We start from the raw sequence: 16163 nt of genomic DNA on the forward strand, positions 1-16163 counted from the left end.
CCTCAGTCCCGCCCGGGCTCGGCCTTGCGCAGCACACCGCGCGCCTCTAGAAGCACCATTTCCAAGAGATATCCGAGGGTTGTCAGCCGATGGCCGCGCGCCACCCGCGACAGTTCCGCCGCCAGCGAGGCGACGTAAGCCGCGAAATCCACCGCGTCGCCCGGTTCGTTCCCGGCGGGTCCGCCCGACATGCCGTTGCTCCCATCCCTGCCATCCCATACTGTAGATAGACAATCTTTTTTCCAGCTACCAAGGGTTGTAGAGCACCATTCTTCCGCTGATTGCCCGTTCCATCGCGGAAGATTTGACACATTCCCCATCGCCCCCCATGTTGCCGCCGCCGCCAGGGGCTGCGGTAGCCTTTCAAGAGACAGCGTCGGTCATGCAGGTCGTCATCGTCGAATCGCCGGCTAAAGCGAAGACGATCAACAAATATCTCGGCCCGGACTACGAGGTGATCGCCTCGTACGGCCATGTGCGCGATCTTCCTTCCAAGGACGGATCGGTGGACCCCGATGCGGACTTCCGCATGCTCTGGGAGGTCGACCCCAAGGCGCAGAAGCGGCTCAACGAGATCGCCAAGGCGGTGAAGGAAGCCGACGGCCTCATCCTCGCCACCGACCCGGATCGCGAAGGCGAGGCCATTTCCTGGCATGTGCTTGAGATCCTGAAGGAAAAGAAGGCACTGAAGGGCCAGAAGGTCGAGCGGGTGGTGTTCAACGCCATCACCAAGCAGGCCGTGCTGGATGCCATGAAGGCCCCCCGCGCCGTCGACGTGGCGCTGGTGGATGCCTATCTGGCCCGCCGCGCCCTCGACTATCTGGTGGGCTTCACGCTCTCTCCCGTGCTCTGGCGCAAGCTGCCCGGCGCCCGATCCGCCGGTCGCGTGCAATCGGTGGCGCTGCGCCTCGTCTGTGACCGGGAGCGGGAGATCGAGACCTTCGTCGCCCGCGAATACTGGTCGATCCTTGCCCAGCTCACGACGCCGCGGGGCGATGCCTTCGAGGCCCGGCTCTCCGGCGCCGACGGGAAGAAGATCACCCGTCTTTCGGTTGGAACAGCCGAGGAAGCGGCCGCCTTCCGCGCAGATCTGGAGCGCGCGGCCTTCACCGTCCGCTCGGTGGAGGCAAAGCCCTTGAAGCGGCATCCCCAGCCGCCCTTCACCACTTCCACCCTGCAGCAGGAGGCCAGCCGCAAGCTGGGCCTTGCCCCGGCTCGCACCATGCAGATCGCCCAGCGCCTTTATGAAGGCGTGGACGTGGGCGGCGAGACGGTGGGCCTCATCACCTATATGCGAACCGACGGCGTGGACATGGCGCCCGAGGCGGTCGCCGCCACGCGCAGTGCCATCTCCGACCAGTTCGGCGGACGCTATCTGCCTGGTGTTCCACGCAAATACACCACCAAGGCCAAGAACGCCCAGGAGGCCCACGAGGCCATCCGGCCGACCGATCCCTCCCGCACGCCCAAATCCGTGGCCCGGCACCTGGATGACGAGCAGGCGCGCCTTTACGACCTCATCTGGACCCGCACCGTGGCCAGCCAGATGGAATCCGCCGAGCTGGAGCGCACCACCGCTGACATCCTCGCCCAGGCCGGCTCCCGCGCCCTGGAGCTGACCGCTACCGGCACGGTGGTGAAGTTCGACGGCTTCCTCACCCTCTATCGGGAGGGCAAGGACGACGAGGACGACGACGAGGAGAGCCGCCGCCTGCCTGCAATGTCCGCCGGCGAGAAGCTGGACAAGCGCGGCATCCAGACCACCCAGCACTTCACCGAGCCACCGCCGCGCTATTCGGAAGCCTCGCTCGTCAAGCGCATGGAAGAGCTGGGCATCGGCCGCCCCTCGACCTATGCGGCGGTGCTCGCTGTGTTGCGCGACCGGGAATATGTGAAGCTGGAGAAGAAGCGGCTCGTCCCGGAAGACAAGGGACGGCTGGTGACAGCCTTTCTGCAGAGCTTCTTCACCCGCTATGTGGAGTATGACTTCACGGCGGACCTGGAAGAAAAGCTCGACAAGATCTCGGCTGACGAGATCGACTGGAAACAGGTCCTGCGCGAGTTCTGGGCGGACTTTGCCCTGGCGGTGGACGCCACCAAGGACCTGCGCGTCTCCCAGGTGCTCGATGCCCTGGATGAGATGCTGACCGCGCACATCTTCCCGCCGGCCACCGATGGCAGCAACCCGCGCGCCTGCCCCACATGCGGCACCGGGCGTCTGTCCCTGAAGATGGGCAAGTTCGGCGCCTTCATCGGCTGCTCGAACTATCCCGAATGCCGCTATACCCGCCCCCTGTCGGGCGGAGAGGCGGCGCCGGAAGGCGATGGCGTGCGCAAGCTCGGCGCCGATCCCGAGACCGGGCTGGAGGTCACCGTCCGGGACGGGCGCTTTGGTGCCTATCTCCAGCTCGGCGAAGGGGCGGAGGGCGAAAAGCCCAAGCGCTCCAGCCTGCCCAAGGGCGTGACGCCGGCCACCATCGACCTCGACACGGCTCTCAAGCTGCTCGCTCTGCCGCGCGAGATCGGCCGCCACCCGGACGACCAGGAGCCGATCCTGGCCGGCATCGGCCGCTATGGGCCCTATGTCCAGCACGGGCGGACCTACGCCAATCTGGAGGCGGACGACGACATCCTCGCCATCGGCCTCAATCGGGCCGTGGCACTCATCGCCGACAAGCAGTCCAAGGGACGGGGCGGGCGCGGAGGCGCCGCAGCCGCTGGGCGGACGTTGGGCGATCATCCCACCCTCGGCGGGCCGATCACCGTGCGCGCCGGCCGTTTCGGGCCTTACGTGAACCACGGCAAGGTGAACGCCACCTTGCCCAAGTCCGTTGACCCGGAGACGCTGTCCCTGGAGCAGGCGGTCGAGATCGTCAACGCCAAGGCGGCCGCCTCGCCGACAAAGCCCGCCCGGGGTGGCGCGCGCAAGGCCAAGGCTGCCGAGCCGGCGGACGGCGACGCCCCCGCCAAGAAGACGGCCGCGAAGAAGGCGCCAGCCAAGAAGACGGCGGCCAAAAAGACGGCGAGCCCGTCTGCCGCCAAGGCTGCGCCCAAGGCGGGAAGCCCGAAGACCAGCGGAGCGGCAAAGCCCGCCAAGGCTGGATAGGCCGCAGGCTCGCGCCCGGCCGGGCGCGGACCTAATCCGGCTCATCGTCCGGCAGGCGCCGCGGGGACATGTGGTCTGCCGCCGCCTTGCCCGCACGACGACCGGCGCGAGGAGGCCTTCTCAGGCCCCAAGGTCCTAAAGCGCGGCGCCTGCGATCGCCGCGCTGCTTACTCGACCAGACTCAATTCTGGGTTGTTCTGCACGCTGGCCCGCAGCGGAAGCTGGCGCATGGCGAAGATGCAGACGGTGCCCAGCAGAGAGACAAAGGCCGCCGTTCCGTAGACCAGATGGAAGGCGTGGGTCAGAAGCGCGGGTTCCGCATGCGCGGCAAGGGCGCTGACATCTCCGGATTCCCCACCACCAATGGTGCCCAGGAGCACCGCGCCCAGCACCGCCACGAACAGGGCGCCGCCCAGGGCGCGGAAGAAATTGGCCGCGCCCGTGACCGTGCCCAGCTGATGGGGTTGAACCGCATTCTGGATCGCCACCGTCGACAGGGGAAACACCGTTCCCATGCCCACGGAGGCCACTGCGAGAAGCCCGATCTGCAGGGCATGGGAGCCGCCGGCGGGAAAAACCGCCATGGCGCACAGACAGGCCGTGCTGGACACCGATCCCACCAGCGCCGGCAGCTTGTAGCTCTTCAGGCGCGCCATCGCCCGTCCCGATGAGATGGCGCCCACCACCGTGCCCGCCATCTGAGGGATCAGTGCAAGGCCGGCCGCGCTGGAGGACAGGCGCCAGGCCGCCTCGAAATACAGCGGGGTCACGATGGTCAGGGCAATCATCAGCCCATACATGAAGAAGGCGGCGGCAATGCCGGTGGCAACCACCTGGTTGGACATCATGTCCAGCGGCAGGAAGGGCTCGCTGGTGGCGCGCATGCGCCACACGAAGGCGACGCTGCCAATGACCGCCACGACGAAAAGCCCGAGCACCTGAAAGCTGAGCCAAGGATAGGAGACACCGCCCCAGGACAGGGCAAGCATGAGCGAGACCGCAGAGACGATCAAAAGCAGCGCCCCAGGCAAGTCCAGCTTGTGCGGGCGCTCGTGACGCGGCAGGCGCCCCATGATTTTGCGGATCATCAGGAAGGCGCCAATGCCCAGCGGCAGGTTGATCCAGAAGATCATGGACCAGTCGAGATGCTGCGCCATGACGCCCCCGAGCACCGGCCCGGCGATGGAGCTGGCGGCAAAAACGCTGGCGATCAACGCCTGGTAGCGGCCCCGTTCGCGCGGCGGGATGATGTCGGCGATGATGGTCTGCGCCAGGGAGATGAGCCCCCCTCCCCCGAGGCCCTGCAGGCCCCGCGCCAGGATCAGAACCAGCATGCTGGGGGCGAGGGCGCAGGCGATGGAGCCCAGCGTGAACACAATGATGGCGCCGGTCATCATGACCCCGCGCCCGTGGATGTCGCTGAGCTTGCCGTAAAGCGGCGTCACCGCGGTGGAAGCGAGGAGATAGGCCGTGACCACCCAGGACAGGTTCACGAAGTCGTTCAGGTCCGCCCCGATGGTGGGCAGGGCCGTGGCGACGATGGTCTGGTCGAGCGCGGCCAGGAGCATGGCCAGCATGATGCCAAGGAGGATGCTGCGAATCTCCGCATGGCCAAGCACAGGCGGTGCGTCCTCTGGGGGAACGGGGGCATGCATGGGGTAACTCGCGGAAAGAAGAGGCGGCGAACGCCCAAAATGGGGAGAGCACTGCCGGGCGATGCCTCCAGCAGCGAAGCGCCCGCACTTTGGCCCTTGAGTCCGGTCCCATCAACCCGGCATGCGGCATATGAGCCACGCCAGTCCGGCGCTCAGCGCATGAGGGTGAAAGGTGGGCTGGCCGCGAGGCCGCGGGTCGGCTAGCGTGCGGGAATTAATGGAAGGTTAAGCTTGGCCAAACGCTCTGTCCCCCCCGGCCGCGCGCCCATGGCGCGCAAGACCAGCTCGAAGGCGGGCACAGCCGTGCACGGCAAGAACCGGGCTGCGCGCCGCGCCGCGCGGGCGGCCAATGCCGCTCAGGAGGCCGCGGACACCCTGTTCGCCGGCCGCGAAAAGGGCACCATGCCCACCAAGGCCGAGGTGCTGTCGTTCATCGCCTCCCAGGCGGGCGAGGTGGGCAAGCGCGAGATCGCCCGCGCTTTCGGCCTGGATGCGGACCAAAAACTGGCCTTGAAGGATCTCCTCCAAGACCTGGAGAGCGAAGGCGCACTCGATCGGCGCCGGCGGCGTATGCACGTACCCGGCGCCCTCCCCGGCGTCGTGCTGGCGGACATCACCGCGCGCGACGCGGATGGCGAGTTCGTGGCCGTGCCCGTGGAATGGGACGAGGAACAGGGCGAGCCGCCGCGCATCCTCGTCGAGGTGCCCCGCCGCGCTCGAGGTCCAGCTCCCGGCCTTCAGGATCGCGTCCTGCTGCGCATTTCCGATCACCGGCCCGACGAAGGTCTCTATGCGGGCCGGGTCATCAAGGTGCTGGAGAAGGCGCGCAAGCAAACCCTGGGGATCTTCCGGGCCGCCCCCCACGGGGGTGGCCGGATCATTCCCGTCGACAAGAAGAATCTCGGCCGCGAACTCCAGGTGCCCCCCGGCGCCGAAAATGACGCCAAGGACGGTGATCTCGTTACCGTCGAGGTGATGCGCCAGCGTGTCTTCGGCCTGCCCACCGCACGGGTGAAGGAGTGCCTGGGCTCACTGGCCTCCGAGAAGGCGGTCTCGCTTGTGGCCATCCATGCCCATGGCATCCCTCACGTCTTCCCCGCCTCCGTCATGGCGGAAGCGGAAGCGGCGAAGGCCGCCTCCCTTGCCGGCCGCGAGGACTGGCGCAGCCTGCCCCTCATCACCATCGACCCGCCCGATGCGAAGGACCATGACGACGCGGTCCATGCGGAGGCGGACGCGGACCCCGACAATGAAGGCGGCTTCATCGTCACCGTGGCCATTGCCGACGTGGCCGCCTATGTGCGGCCGGACACGGCGCTGGACCGCGAGGCCCTGCTGCGCGGCAACTCGGTCTATTTTCCCGACCGGGTCGTCCCCATGCTGCCCGAGCGCATCTCCAACGATCTGTGCTCGCTCCGCCCGCTGGAAGACCGCCCCGCCCTTGCCGTGCGCATGGTGATCGCGCCCGACGGACGCAAGAAGGGCCATACCTTCCACCGCATCCTCATGCGTTCGGCCGCCAAGCTGGCCTATGCCCAGGCGCAGGCGGCCAAGGATGGCACGCCGGACGACACCACCGCCCCGCTGCTGGACCACGTCCTGACGCCGCTTTATGCGGCCTACGCCTGTGTGAAGAAGGCACGCGATGCCCGCCAGCCGCTGGAACTGGACCTGCCGGAGCGCAAGATCCTGCTGAAGCCGGACGGCACCGTGGACAAGGTGGTCGTGCCCGAACGCCTGGACGCCCACCGATTGATCGAGGAATTCATGATCCTCGCCAATGTGGCCGCCGCAGAAACATTGGAAGCCAAGCACACGCCCCTCATCTACCGGGTCCATGACGGCCCGACCCTCGAAAAGATCGCCAATCTGCGGGACTTCCTGGCCACCATCGACATCAAGCTGCCGAAGGCGGACCAGGTGCGCCCCTCCACCTTCAACCGCATCCTCGCCCAGGTTGCCGGCACAGACGTGGCCCCGCTGGTGAACCAGGTGATCCTGCGCAGCCAATCGCAGGCTGAATATGCTTCGGAAAACTATGGGCATTTCGGCCTGAACCTGCGCCGCTACGCGCATTTTACCTCGCCGATCCGCCGCTATGCGGACTTGATCGTCCACCGCGCCCTGGTGCGCGCCCATGATGCCGGCCGCGACGGCCTGCCCGAGGGCACCACCCCCGACCAGCTCGCAGAAATCGCCACCACCATCTCGGCGACGGAACGGCGAGCCATGGCGGCCGAGCGGGAGACCGTGGACCGGCTCATCGCGCACCACCTGGCGGACCAGATCGGCGCCACCTTCCGCGCCCGCGTCACCGGCGCCACCAAGGCCGGCCTCTTCGTCGCCCTGGATGAAACCGGCGCCGACGGCTTCATCCCGGCTTCAACCCTGGGCATGGATTACTACCGCTTCGACGAAGCCCGGCAGGCCCTGGTGGGCGACCGCACCGGCGAAATGCACCGCATCGGCGACCGTGTGGAAGTCAAGCTGGTGGAAGCAGCCCCGGTGGCGGGCGCTTTGAGATTTGAGCTTCTGACGGAAGGCACCTATGTAAAGGGCGCGCGGCGGCGCTCCCTTCCTTTCGGGAAGCGGAGAACGGGCGCCCCCTCCGATCACCCGAGCACCGGGGATGGAGATGCAGGCGGTCGCAAGGGTCCAGCACGCGCGCATTCGGCACGAGGCCCGAAGCGGCGGACGAGCGGAAAGGGAAACTGACCGGTCATGGAAGGCGAGCAAGAGCCGGCTCCCCGTGCATGGGGCAATGCCATGGCGCGGGGCGCCATGTGCCGCTGCCCGTGCTGCGGCTCCGGTCGCCTGTTCAGCGGCTATCTCAAGGTCGCCGACCATTGCACCGTCTGCGGCGAGGCCTATTACCACCACCGCGCCGATGATGCGCCGCCCTACATGGTCATCTTCGCTGTCGGCCACATCGTGGTTCCGCTGCTGGTCCTGGTGGAGGAACTGTTCCGTCCGGCCATCTGGCTGCACCTCGTGATCTTCCTTCCCCTCACACTGCTCTTGAGCCTTGCGCTTCTGCCGCCCATAAAGGGCGCGCTCGTCGCCCTCCAATGGGCGCTGCGCATGCATGGTTTCGATCCCCTCAGCCCCGAACACGAGCCGGTCACGCCGGCCGCACGGCCGAACACACAATGACCGATCTCGCCCAACGCCTCACCGCCGCCGAACGCAAACAGGACTGGCCGAATGTACGCCCGTCGGATGCAGCGGCGCTGATCCTTCTGGATCGGTCCGGCCGCGAACCGCGGGTCCTGATGGGCCTGCGCCATCCCGACCACCGCTTCATGCCCAATGTGTTCGTCTTCCCCGGCGGTCGCCTGGAAGCCACGGACCGCGCCATGCCGGTGTTCGGGATGCTCGATGCGGACAGCGACCGGCGGCTCGGACAATCGGTGTCGCGCGCCAGCGCCAGCCGGCCCCGCGCCCTGGCAGTGGCCGCAATCCGCGAAATGTACGAAGAGACCGGCCTTCTGGTCGGCACCAAGGAAGCGGGCGCCCCCGAGGTGCCGTCCGATTCGTGGGCAGCGTTTGCCGAGCACGAGATCTTCCCCAATCTGGAAGAGCTGACCTTCGTTCTGCGTGCCATCACGCCGCCCCGGCGTCCGAAGCGCTTCGACACCCGCTTCTTCGCTGCGGACGTGAGCGCGGTGGGTGGCCAGGTGGACGGCATGGTTGGGCCGCAATCGGAGCTTATCGAAACCCGCTGGCTCACCTTCAAGGAGACTGAGGCCGCGGAACTGCCGACCATCACGCGCGTCATTCTCGATGAATTGCGCGCCCGGCTGGATGCAGGCTTCGGCCGACATCTGCCCGTGCCGTTCTACAGCATGCATCACGGCAAGTTCGTGCGCGCTTTGCTGGATTAGACGAGGCCCTGTTTCATGCACGCACCCGCGCGGTCGCCCATCCAGGCGAACCGCACCGCCTCCATTGCCGCCGCCATCTCCGCCGTGTCGGTGGTGGGCGTCGGCATCAGCCTGTCCATTCCCCTCCTTGCGCTCGAGCTGGAATCGCGTGGGGTCTCAGGGACCTGGATCGGCATCAACACCGCCGTGGCGGGCGTCGCCACCATCGCGACGGCCCCGTTCATCCCCCTTCTCGTGCGCAAGCTCGGCTGCCGCTGGCTGTTGACGCTGGCCATCGTGGTCACCGCGCTAAGCCTGCCGGCCTTCAAGCTCGCCTCATCCTTCCTCCTTTGGTTCCCGCTGCGCTTCGCACTGGGCGCCGCCTTGTGCGTGCTGTTCGCCGTCAGCGAGTTCTGGATCAATGCCGTGGCACCACCCAGCCGACGCGGGCTGGTGATGGGCATCTATGCCACCGCGCTGTCGGTGGGAGCGGCCATCGGCCCGGCCATTCTCGGCTTCCTCGGCACCAAGGGATGGGCTCCCTATCTGGCAGGCGCCTGTGTGCTGTCGCTGGGCGTGGTGCCGATTCTTCTTGCCCGCGGCATGACCCCGGTCATCGGTGATGGCGATCATCACGGGGTGCTCGGCTTTGTGCGACGCTCGCCCATTGCGACGCTGGCGGCGCTGATCTTCGGGGCCATCGAGACGGCGGTTATGAGCTTCCTGCCGCTCTATGGCGTGCGGCTCGGCATGTCCGACGGGCAGGCGTCCCTGCTCCTCACCATCGCCGTCCTCGGCAACGTGGCGTTCCAGATCCCGCTTGGCATCGTCAGCGACCGAATCGATCGGCGCCTATTGCTGCTGTTCTGCGCCAGCGTGGGCACCATCGGGGCCTTGACCTTGCCGCACATGCCGGTGGATGGCGTGCCGTTCAAGATCGCCATCTTCCTAGTCACCGGCATTGTGGGCAGCCTCTACACCGTGGGCCTTGCCCACCTGGGCTCGCGTTTCAATGGCGCCGACCTCGCTGCCGCCAATGCGGCGTTCGTGATGCTCTATTCCATTGGTCTCATCATCGGCCCGCCATTGGTGGGCTTCGGCATGGACCTGTACGACCCCTACGGCTTCGCGATGGTGATCGCAGGAATGCTCGGGGTCTATGTGGCCGTGGTGGCGGGCCGGCTGGTGTTCATGGGCACCGCCAAGGCTTGACATCCGTGACGTTTTGAACGACTTTCCGCCTCCACGAGCCGCCGCAACGGCAGCGCGTCCGATTTTTATTGCCGCGACCCAGAACCGGCTCGCGCGCCACAGCGGCACCAGGGATTAGATTATGGCCAAGGCTGCAACCATCAAGATCAAGCTTCTGTCCACCGCGGACACGGGCGCCTTCTATGTGACCAAGAAGAACTCTCGCACCAAGACCGACAAGCTGGTGCTGAAGAAGTACGATCCGGTCGCCAAGAAGCACGTGGAGTTCCGGGAAACCAAGATCAAGTGATCCCCGGCGGCCCTTCGAGGGCCGCATGCGGTGAGGTTTCAAGGGCGCCCGCTGGGCGCCCTTTTTATTTGCGCCCCCTCCTCGGACAGGCGCCCAGGCTGTCCAGGTCGGCGCATTCCCTGCGGACGCTTGCTGGATCTTGGGCGCCCCGGCGCGAACCTGTCCATCACGGCCTCAGACCGACGCGTGGGACGCGGGCCTTTCCCTTTGGTCCGTCCCACTGATCCTACCGCGCCTTTGGGTCGTGGCCTTCAGCTGCCCCGTATGCCATCCGGGTTCACCCCCTACACTGCTCCGCACCGGCCCAAACGAAAACGGCCGGGACTGAGCCCGGCCGCATCTTCAATTTGGTGACTGTCAGGTCCGGCCGGAGCGGACCGCTCCCCTTGGAGGGACCTTCAGAGGCCCGCCACATACTGGCTGGGATCCACAGGCTGGGAGCCCTTGCGAATCTCGAAGTGCAGTTGCGGCGTGGTCACGCCCCCGGTCTGGCCGGCCTTGGCGATGATCTGGCCGCGGCGAATGGTGTCGCCCTTCTTCACCATCAACTCGCTGTTGTGGGCGTAGGCGGTGACATAGCCGTCCGCATGCTTGATGAGCACCAGATTGCCATAGCCCTTCAGCTCGTTGCCGGCATAGGCAACCGTGCCGTCTTCGGCGGCCCGCACGGCGGTGCCTTCCGGCACGGCGAAGTTCACGCCGTCATTGCGGGCACCGCCGGGCTTGGGGCCAAAGCCCGAGATGACCCGGCCCCGCACGGGAGCGCGGAATTGGGGACCGGAGCCGGGCGCGCGCGGCGCATCTTCGGCTTCTTCCGCAGCTGCAGTCTTCACATTGGCGCTCGCCTGCGCCTTGCCCGTGGTGGCGGGGGTAGCAGCCGGAGCCGTGGCGGCGGCGATGGAGGTGGGCGCGGCAGCCGCGGGCGTCGCCGGCGCGGCGGCCACGGCCGTGGTCTTGGCGGCAGGCTTGGCGGGCTGCAGGGTAGACGCCAAGGTGGGTGCGGTCTGCAGGGTGGGCGTGGTCGCTGCAGCGGCAGCCGGGGCCGGCTGCGCGGCCGCGACCGGAGCGGGCGCCGCCACCACGGACGGCTTCGCCGGCGTCGGCGCCGGGCGGATCTGAGCCAGATTGCCGGAGGCCCCGGGCGGCACCACCAGCGTCTGACCGACCCGCAGGGTGGCATCCGTCGAGATGCCGTTCACGCTCGCCAGATGAGCGGGCGTCGTATTGTAGCTGCGGGCAATGGAGGTCAAAGTCTCGCCACCAACCACCACGTGGGTGGCGCCGGCCGGCTGGCGCGGCACGGAGGTGGCGCCATAGGCCGGCGCATTGTTATAGGCGGCGGTGCCGGAGAGCGGCTGGGCCGCTGGCGCACCCGGGGCGGCATAGGCGGTGGGCGGTGCACCGGCTGCGGCGGCCAGGGGCTCGCCACCGATGGGACCGGAATCCACGCGACCGGTGGGCGCAGCGCCCAGGGACCCGGTGACCTCCTGAGAGGCCACTTGCTGCCCCCCAACGGGAGAGTTGAGGGACGCGAAGCGGGCGGAGTCGGAGCTGCAACCCGCAAGCGCAGTTGTCAGCAGAGCAGCAAAGGCGAGCTTTGCCAGGACGCTGGATCCGAGGGACTCGCAGGAAGGAAGCATGGGGCCGTACTCGCACGCTACGAACGTGAGGCGAGTTAAGGATGCCAACGGTAAACGCTGACTTAAACGCAGCGGAATTGTGGCTTTTGCCCACACCTGTTGCAGCCGGGCAACATGCGACATGCCCTATTGCAGGGCCGGCGGGGTTGTCACCAGTTCGCCGGTCGAGCGGGCGGTGCTGCTCACGCTGGTCCCCAGATGTTCCACCTGCGCGCCCAGATTGTCGCGGGTGGCCGGGTCGAACACGGCCACCGGCGCGGAAATCACCACGCCGGCCGCCGTGCCGATGCTGGAGGCGGCACCTGCGGTCACCTGGATGATGCGGTCGCCGATTCCCTCGCGCCCGTCGGTCATGACCTGCCCCTGGGCGAGGCGCGCACCGATCATCTTCACCACGTCCGGGCTCTCGGCGAATTTGCCGTGATTGAGCTGGTCGCCGGTATTCAGCTTGGTCAGGTCGAGAACGGTGATCTTGTTGGTGATGAACTCCGAGCGATAGGGCTCGCTTTCCGGGTCCACCTGGCCGAGGCGCGACACGCCGCCCCACACCTGCTTGGACACCTGAAGGGCGCGGTCATCCTGGGAGACGAACACGGTCAGGTTGGGCCGCGGGCGGCCAAGATCGGCAAGCTGGGTGCGAAACACGTCCACGTCCACGTCGGGCGCCGCCAGCATTACGTTCTTGATCTTGGGATAGATGCGCTTGTTGCGGATCGCCATCTGCCGCAGGGCTTCCAGCGTCACCCAATTGCCCATGGAGTGCGCGAGAATGGAAATCTCGCCCACGTCGGGATCGGTGGCGAGCAGGGTCAGGAGCTTCTCCAGGGCATCGCGCGAATAGCTGGCGCTTTCGCGGTCATAGCCATAGGCGAGCAGGTTGCCGCGCGAGGGCCACGTGAACAGCACCGGCACCACGTCGGCGCGGGAATCGTGGACGATCTGGGCGAAGCGGAAGACCGCATCCTCGAAGCGGTTGTTGTAGCCGTGGATGAAGACCAGCACCTGCCGACGGGGGGTGCGGGCGATGCGCTGGTCGAACCATTGGCGCGCTTCCTTGGCATTCACCACGTCGGCGCGCAGGGTCACGAAGTCCGTTGCGGGATTGCCCGGCACCGATTTCGGCCATTGCACGTCGCCAGCCTTGCGGGCGCTGTCCGGCGGGATGGAAACGGTGATCTCGGCATAGGAGGGATCCGTGCCCCGCTCGCCGGAATACATGTCGAGCCCCTTGGACCGGGCCCGCGTGGTCGCAACGATCATTTCAACCGTGCTGGCGCCCGGGACGGTTGCCTCCACCGGCACCAGGACTCCCGGCGGCCGCCCGCCGCACCCCGCCAGAAGAAGGGGGAGCAGGAACAGCGTGAGGGCGCGGTAAGCCCGAGGGCCGGTGCAGCACTTCAAAACGTTAGGCTCCGACAGCACCGCCCGGCCAAGCCGGGCGCACCCCCGCCGCTTCGATAGCGAAGGCGGCCCGGTGTTTCAATGCACAAGCAGGAGCATCGCCCTCCGCGGGTCACGGGGGGACACCTAGAGAACCCCGGCGATCCCGGGCGTGAGAGGCGCAAATCTGACGGGCATGAGGGCGGTGCCGGACAGGCCGGCGGGCGTCTTCACGAAGCGCGTCAAGGTCTGGATGCCGTCGGCCTCGCCCACCGGCGCCACCAATATGCCCTCCGGCCGCAATTGCGACACCAGGGCCTCGGGAACCGCCCGCACGGCCGCTGTCACCAGGATCCGATCATAAGGCGCACGCACCGCCAACCCCGCTCGCCCGTCCGCATGGAAGGCGGCGACATTGTGCAGGGACAGGACGCCGAACCGCACCAGCGCCTCGACCACCAGTCCGCGATAGCGATCCAGCGTGATGACCTCGGAAGCCAGGTGAGAGAGAACCGCAGCGTGATAGCCGGAGCCCGTGCCCACCTCCAGAACCCGATGCTGTGCATTCACCCCCAGAGCCTCGGTCATGGTTGCCACCACCGTGGGCTGGGACATGGTCTGGCCGCAGGCGATGGGCAGGGCCACGTCCAGATAGGCCAGCGGACGCAGCGCCGGGTCCACGAACAAGGCGCGCGGCACCAGTTCCATGGCGCGCAGCACCATGACGCTCTGCACGCCGCGATGGCGCAGGCCGAGCACGAACGCCGCGCGCTCTCTCTTCTCGGCCTCGGAATCCGTCATCGCACCTCTCCCACCCCGGAGGCGGAAGCCTAGCAGGATTTCCCCGCGGGCGCCGCCGGCGCCTGCCCCTTGCGCCCGACCGGAGGCTCGGCCACTTTCCCGGCCATGCGTCCGACCCTTCTTGATCCCCTGTTCGCGCCGATCACCGCCCTGAAGGGAATCGGCCCGAAGCTGGAGCGCCCCTTTGCGCGGCTCCTGGACCGGGACGCGCCGCGAGTGCTGGACCTGCTGTTTCACATGCCCTCGGGCTTCGTCGACCGCCGCGCCCGCCCCACCATCGCCGGCGCCGTGCCGGAGACGGATGTCACGCTGAAGGTGCAGGTGGACGCCCATTATCCCCCTCCCCCCGGCCGGCGCGCCCCGCATCGCACCCTTGTCTCCGACGAGAGTGGAGACCTGACGGTCGTGCACTTCAACATCGAGGCCGCGCGCATCGAGCGTCTCCTGCCGCTGGGCGCGACGCGCTGGGTGTGCGGGCGCATATCTCTGTTCGACGGCATGCGGCAGATGGCCCATCCCGACCGGATCCTGGACGAGGCCGGCCTGGCCAAGCTGCCGGCCATCGAGCCGGTCTATCCGCTGGTGGAGGGCTTGGCCGGCGGCTATGTGCGCCGCGCCTTGGACGGCGCGCTGGCGCGCGTCCCCAAATTGCCGGAGCTGCTGCCCGGCCCCCTTCTTGAGGCGCAGGGCTGGCCCGACTTTGCCACCGCCCTCGCCCGTCTCCATCATCCGCAGAGCCCGTCGGACGCGGTGCCCTCCGGTGCCCCATGGCGCCGCCTCGCCTTCCAGGAATTGCTGGCGCATCAGATTACGCTCGCGCTGGTCCGCAGCCGCCAGAGCCGGGCCGGCGGGCGATCCAGCGTGGGCGACGGGCGTTTGACCCGCCAGCTCCTCGCCGCCCTGCCCTTCGCCCTCACCGAGGCCCAGGAACAGGCACTGGCGCAGATCCGCGCCGACATCCGCTCGGATCGCGCCATGCTGCGGCTGCTGCAGGGCGATGTGGGGTCCGGCAAAACGGTCGTCGGCCTCCTGGCGGCCGCCGAGGTTGCGGAGGTGGATCGCCAGACCGCGCTCATGGCGCCCACCGAGATCCTCGCCCGCCAGCATTACGAGACCATCGCCCCCCTGGCCGCCGCCGCAGGCCTGTCCACCGCCATTCTCACCGGGCGGGAAAAGGGTCGCGTCCGCGAGGCGATTCTCAAGGACTTGGCGGAGGGCCGCACCCAACTGGTGGTCGGCACTCACGCCTTGATCCAGCCGGACGTGGCCTTCGCCGATCTCGCCCTTGCCATCGTGGACGAGCAGCACCGGTTCGGCGTCGAGCAGCGTCTGGCGCTCGCGCGCAAGGGGCCGGCCACCGACATGCTGCTGATGACCGCGACCCCCATCCCTCGCACGCTGGTCCTGACCCTGTTCGGCGACATGGACCACAGCGAACTGCGCCAGAAGCCACCCGGTCGCCAGCCGGTGGACACCCGCGCCGTCTCCCTGGAGCGTCTGGACGAGGTGGTCCACGGCCTGGGCCGCGCGCTGCGGGCCGGCGCCCAGGTCTATTGGATCTGCCCCCTGGTGGAAGAAAGCGACGTCTCCGACCTCGCCGCCGCCAGCGAAAGGGCCGAGACCTTGCAACAGGTTTTCGGCGACACGGTGGGTCTCGTCCACGGCCGGATGAGCGGCTCCGAAAAGGACAAGGTGATGGCCCGCTTCCAGAGCGGGGAGATCCGGGTGCTTGTGGCGACCACGGTGGTCGAGGTGGGCGTCAATGTGCCCAATGCCACCTTGATGGTGATCGAGCACGCAGAACGCTTCGGCCTTGCCCAATTGCATCAATTGCGCGGCCGCGTGGGACGCGGCAGCAAAGCCTCCACGTGCCTGCTGCTCTATCGGGGGCCCCTAAGCGAAACTGCGAAGGCGCGCCTCGCAATCCTGCGCGAGAGCGAAGACGGCTTTGCCATCGCGGAAGAAGACCTGCGGCTGCGTGGGGAAGGCGATGTGCTCGGCACCCGCCAGAGCGGCTTTCCCGGCTTCGGCATCGCGCGGCTGGAGATGCATGCGGATCTGGTGGCCACCGCGCGGACCCTGGCCCATGAGGCGGTGCAAGCCGATCCGGAGCTGGAAAGCCGAGCCTCGCTCCCCATGCGCTTGCTGCTCCATCTGCACGACAGCAACGCCACGATGCGCTTGCTCTCGGCGGGCTGAAGGTTCAAACGAGGACGA

At 67.7% G+C, this 16163-nt stretch carries 12 protein-coding genes; 7 read left to right on the forward strand and 5 right to left on the reverse strand.

Annotated elements, in window-relative coordinates; all coding sequences use genetic code 11:
- Positions 1-2: 2 nt before the first annotated feature.
- Positions 3-191 carry a hypothetical protein gene (locus tag ACT54L_RS21525; RefSeq protein ID WP_476087690.1) on the reverse strand — a complete coding sequence of 63 codons (189 nt, stop codon included), beginning with the start codon at positions 189-191 and terminating at the stop codon, positions 3-5.
- A 191-nt stretch (positions 192-382) separates the two neighbouring features.
- Here ACT54L_RS21525 and topA point away from each other — a divergent pair, with 191 nt between their 5' ends.
- Positions 383-3106, forward strand: a complete 2724-nt coding sequence (gene topA, locus ACT54L_RS21530; protein ID WP_476087691.1) for a type I DNA topoisomerase — start codon at positions 383-385, stop codon at positions 3104-3106.
- Between the two features lie 167 nt (positions 3107-3273).
- Here topA and ACT54L_RS21535 read toward each other — a convergent pair whose 3' ends face one another.
- Entirely contained in the window at positions 3274-4761 is a 1488-nt protein-coding gene (locus tag ACT54L_RS21535; protein ID WP_476087692.1) for an MDR family MFS transporter, read from the reverse strand.
- A 402-nt stretch (positions 4762-5163) separates the two neighbouring features.
- Here ACT54L_RS21535 and rnr point away from each other — a divergent pair, with 402 nt between their 5' ends.
- The 5 genes from rnr to rpmG all read left to right on the forward strand — a co-directional run bounded on the left by rnr (position 5164) and on the right by rpmG (position 10125).
- On the forward strand, positions 5164-7476 hold the full coding sequence (gene rnr, locus ACT54L_RS21540; RefSeq protein ID WP_476087916.1) for a ribonuclease R: 2313 nt from the start codon (positions 5164-5166) through the stop codon (positions 7474-7476).
- Positions 7477-7482: 6 nt separating this feature from the next.
- Positions 7483-7914, forward strand: a complete 432-nt coding sequence (locus tag ACT54L_RS21545; RefSeq protein WP_476087693.1) for a DUF983 domain-containing protein — start codon at positions 7483-7485, stop codon at positions 7912-7914.
- Positions 7911-8645, forward strand: coding sequence for an NUDIX hydrolase (locus ACT54L_RS21550; RefSeq protein WP_476087694.1), 735 nt, complete (start codon positions 7911-7913; stop codon positions 8643-8645). The genes ACT54L_RS21545 and ACT54L_RS21550 overlap by 4 nt, the downstream gene beginning before the upstream one ends.
- 15 nt (positions 8646-8660) lie before the next feature.
- Entirely contained in the window at positions 8661-9836 is a 1176-nt protein-coding gene (locus tag ACT54L_RS21555; protein ID WP_476087695.1) for an MFS transporter, read from the forward strand.
- Positions 9837-9957: 121 nt separating this feature from the next.
- A complete protein-coding gene (gene rpmG / locus ACT54L_RS21560) occupies positions 9958-10125 on the forward strand; it encodes a 50S ribosomal protein L33 (protein WP_274774733.1) in 168 nt (55 codons plus the stop codon).
- A gap of 398 nt (positions 10126-10523) precedes the next feature.
- Here rpmG and ACT54L_RS21565 read toward each other — a convergent pair whose 3' ends face one another.
- The 3 genes from ACT54L_RS21565 to ACT54L_RS21575 all read right to left on the reverse strand — a co-directional run bounded on the left by ACT54L_RS21565 (position 10524) and on the right by ACT54L_RS21575 (position 13946).
- Complete coding sequence (locus ACT54L_RS21565) at positions 10524-11624, reverse strand: peptidoglycan DD-metalloendopeptidase family protein (protein WP_476087696.1); 1101 nt, start codon at positions 11622-11624, stop codon at positions 10524-10526.
- 267 nt (positions 11625-11891) lie between these two features.
- The gene (locus ACT54L_RS21570; protein ID WP_476087697.1) at positions 11892-13025 is read right to left on the reverse strand and encodes an alpha/beta hydrolase; all 1134 of its coding nucleotides are present in this window, start codon (positions 13023-13025) and stop codon (positions 11892-11894) included.
- A gap of 267 nt (positions 13026-13292) precedes the next feature.
- Positions 13293-13946, reverse strand: coding sequence for a protein-L-isoaspartate(D-aspartate) O-methyltransferase (locus ACT54L_RS21575; protein WP_476087698.1), 654 nt, complete (start codon positions 13944-13946; stop codon positions 13293-13295).
- A 105-nt stretch (positions 13947-14051) separates the two neighbouring features.
- Between ACT54L_RS21575 and recG the strand changes: the two genes are divergently transcribed.
- Positions 14052-16145 (forward strand): ATP-dependent DNA helicase RecG, encoded by a 2094-nt coding sequence (gene recG, locus ACT54L_RS21580; RefSeq protein WP_476087699.1) that lies wholly within the window; start codon positions 14052-14054, stop codon positions 16143-16145.
- Positions 16146-16163: the final 18 nt, after the last annotated feature.

The sequence above is a fragment of the Aquabacter sp. DMC10 genome (assembly GCF_056314145.1).

What these genes read in the sequence shown, in the direction of transcription:
- rpmG (WP_274774733.1), top strand. Translation starts at nt 9,958, where the DNA reads ATGGCCAAGGCTGCAACCATCAAGATCAAGCTTCTGTCCACCGCGGAC.
- ACT54L_RS21535 (WP_476087692.1), bottom strand. Translation starts at nt 4,761, where the DNA reads ATGCATGCCCCCGTTCCCCCAGAGGACGCACCGCCTGTGCTTGGCCAT.
- ACT54L_RS21575 (WP_476087698.1), bottom strand. Translation starts at nt 13,946, where the DNA reads ATGACGGATTCCGAGGCCGAGAAGAGAGAGCGCGCGGCGTTCGTGCTC.
- ACT54L_RS21545 (WP_476087693.1), top strand. Translation starts at nt 7,483, where the DNA reads ATGGAAGGCGAGCAAGAGCCGGCTCCCCGTGCATGGGGCAATGCCATG.
- ACT54L_RS21555 (WP_476087695.1), top strand. Translation starts at nt 8,661, where the DNA reads ATGCACGCACCCGCGCGGTCGCCCATCCAGGCGAACCGCACCGCCTCC.
- ACT54L_RS21525 (WP_476087690.1), bottom strand. Translation starts at nt 191, where the DNA reads ATGTCGGGCGGACCCGCCGGGAACGAACCGGGCGACGCGGTGGATTTC.
- rnr (WP_476087916.1), top strand. Translation starts at nt 5,164, where the DNA reads ATGCCCACCAAGGCCGAGGTGCTGTCGTTCATCGCCTCCCAGGCGGGC.
- ACT54L_RS21550 (WP_476087694.1), top strand. Translation starts at nt 7,911, where the DNA reads ATGACCGATCTCGCCCAACGCCTCACCGCCGCCGAACGCAAACAGGAC.
- topA (WP_476087691.1), top strand. Translation starts at nt 383, where the DNA reads ATGCAGGTCGTCATCGTCGAATCGCCGGCTAAAGCGAAGACGATCAAC.
- recG (WP_476087699.1), top strand. Translation starts at nt 14,052, where the DNA reads ATGCGTCCGACCCTTCTTGATCCCCTGTTCGCGCCGATCACCGCCCTG.
- ACT54L_RS21570 (WP_476087697.1), bottom strand. Translation starts at nt 13,025, where the DNA reads ATGATCGTTGCGACCACGCGGGCCCGGTCCAAGGGGCTCGACATGTAT.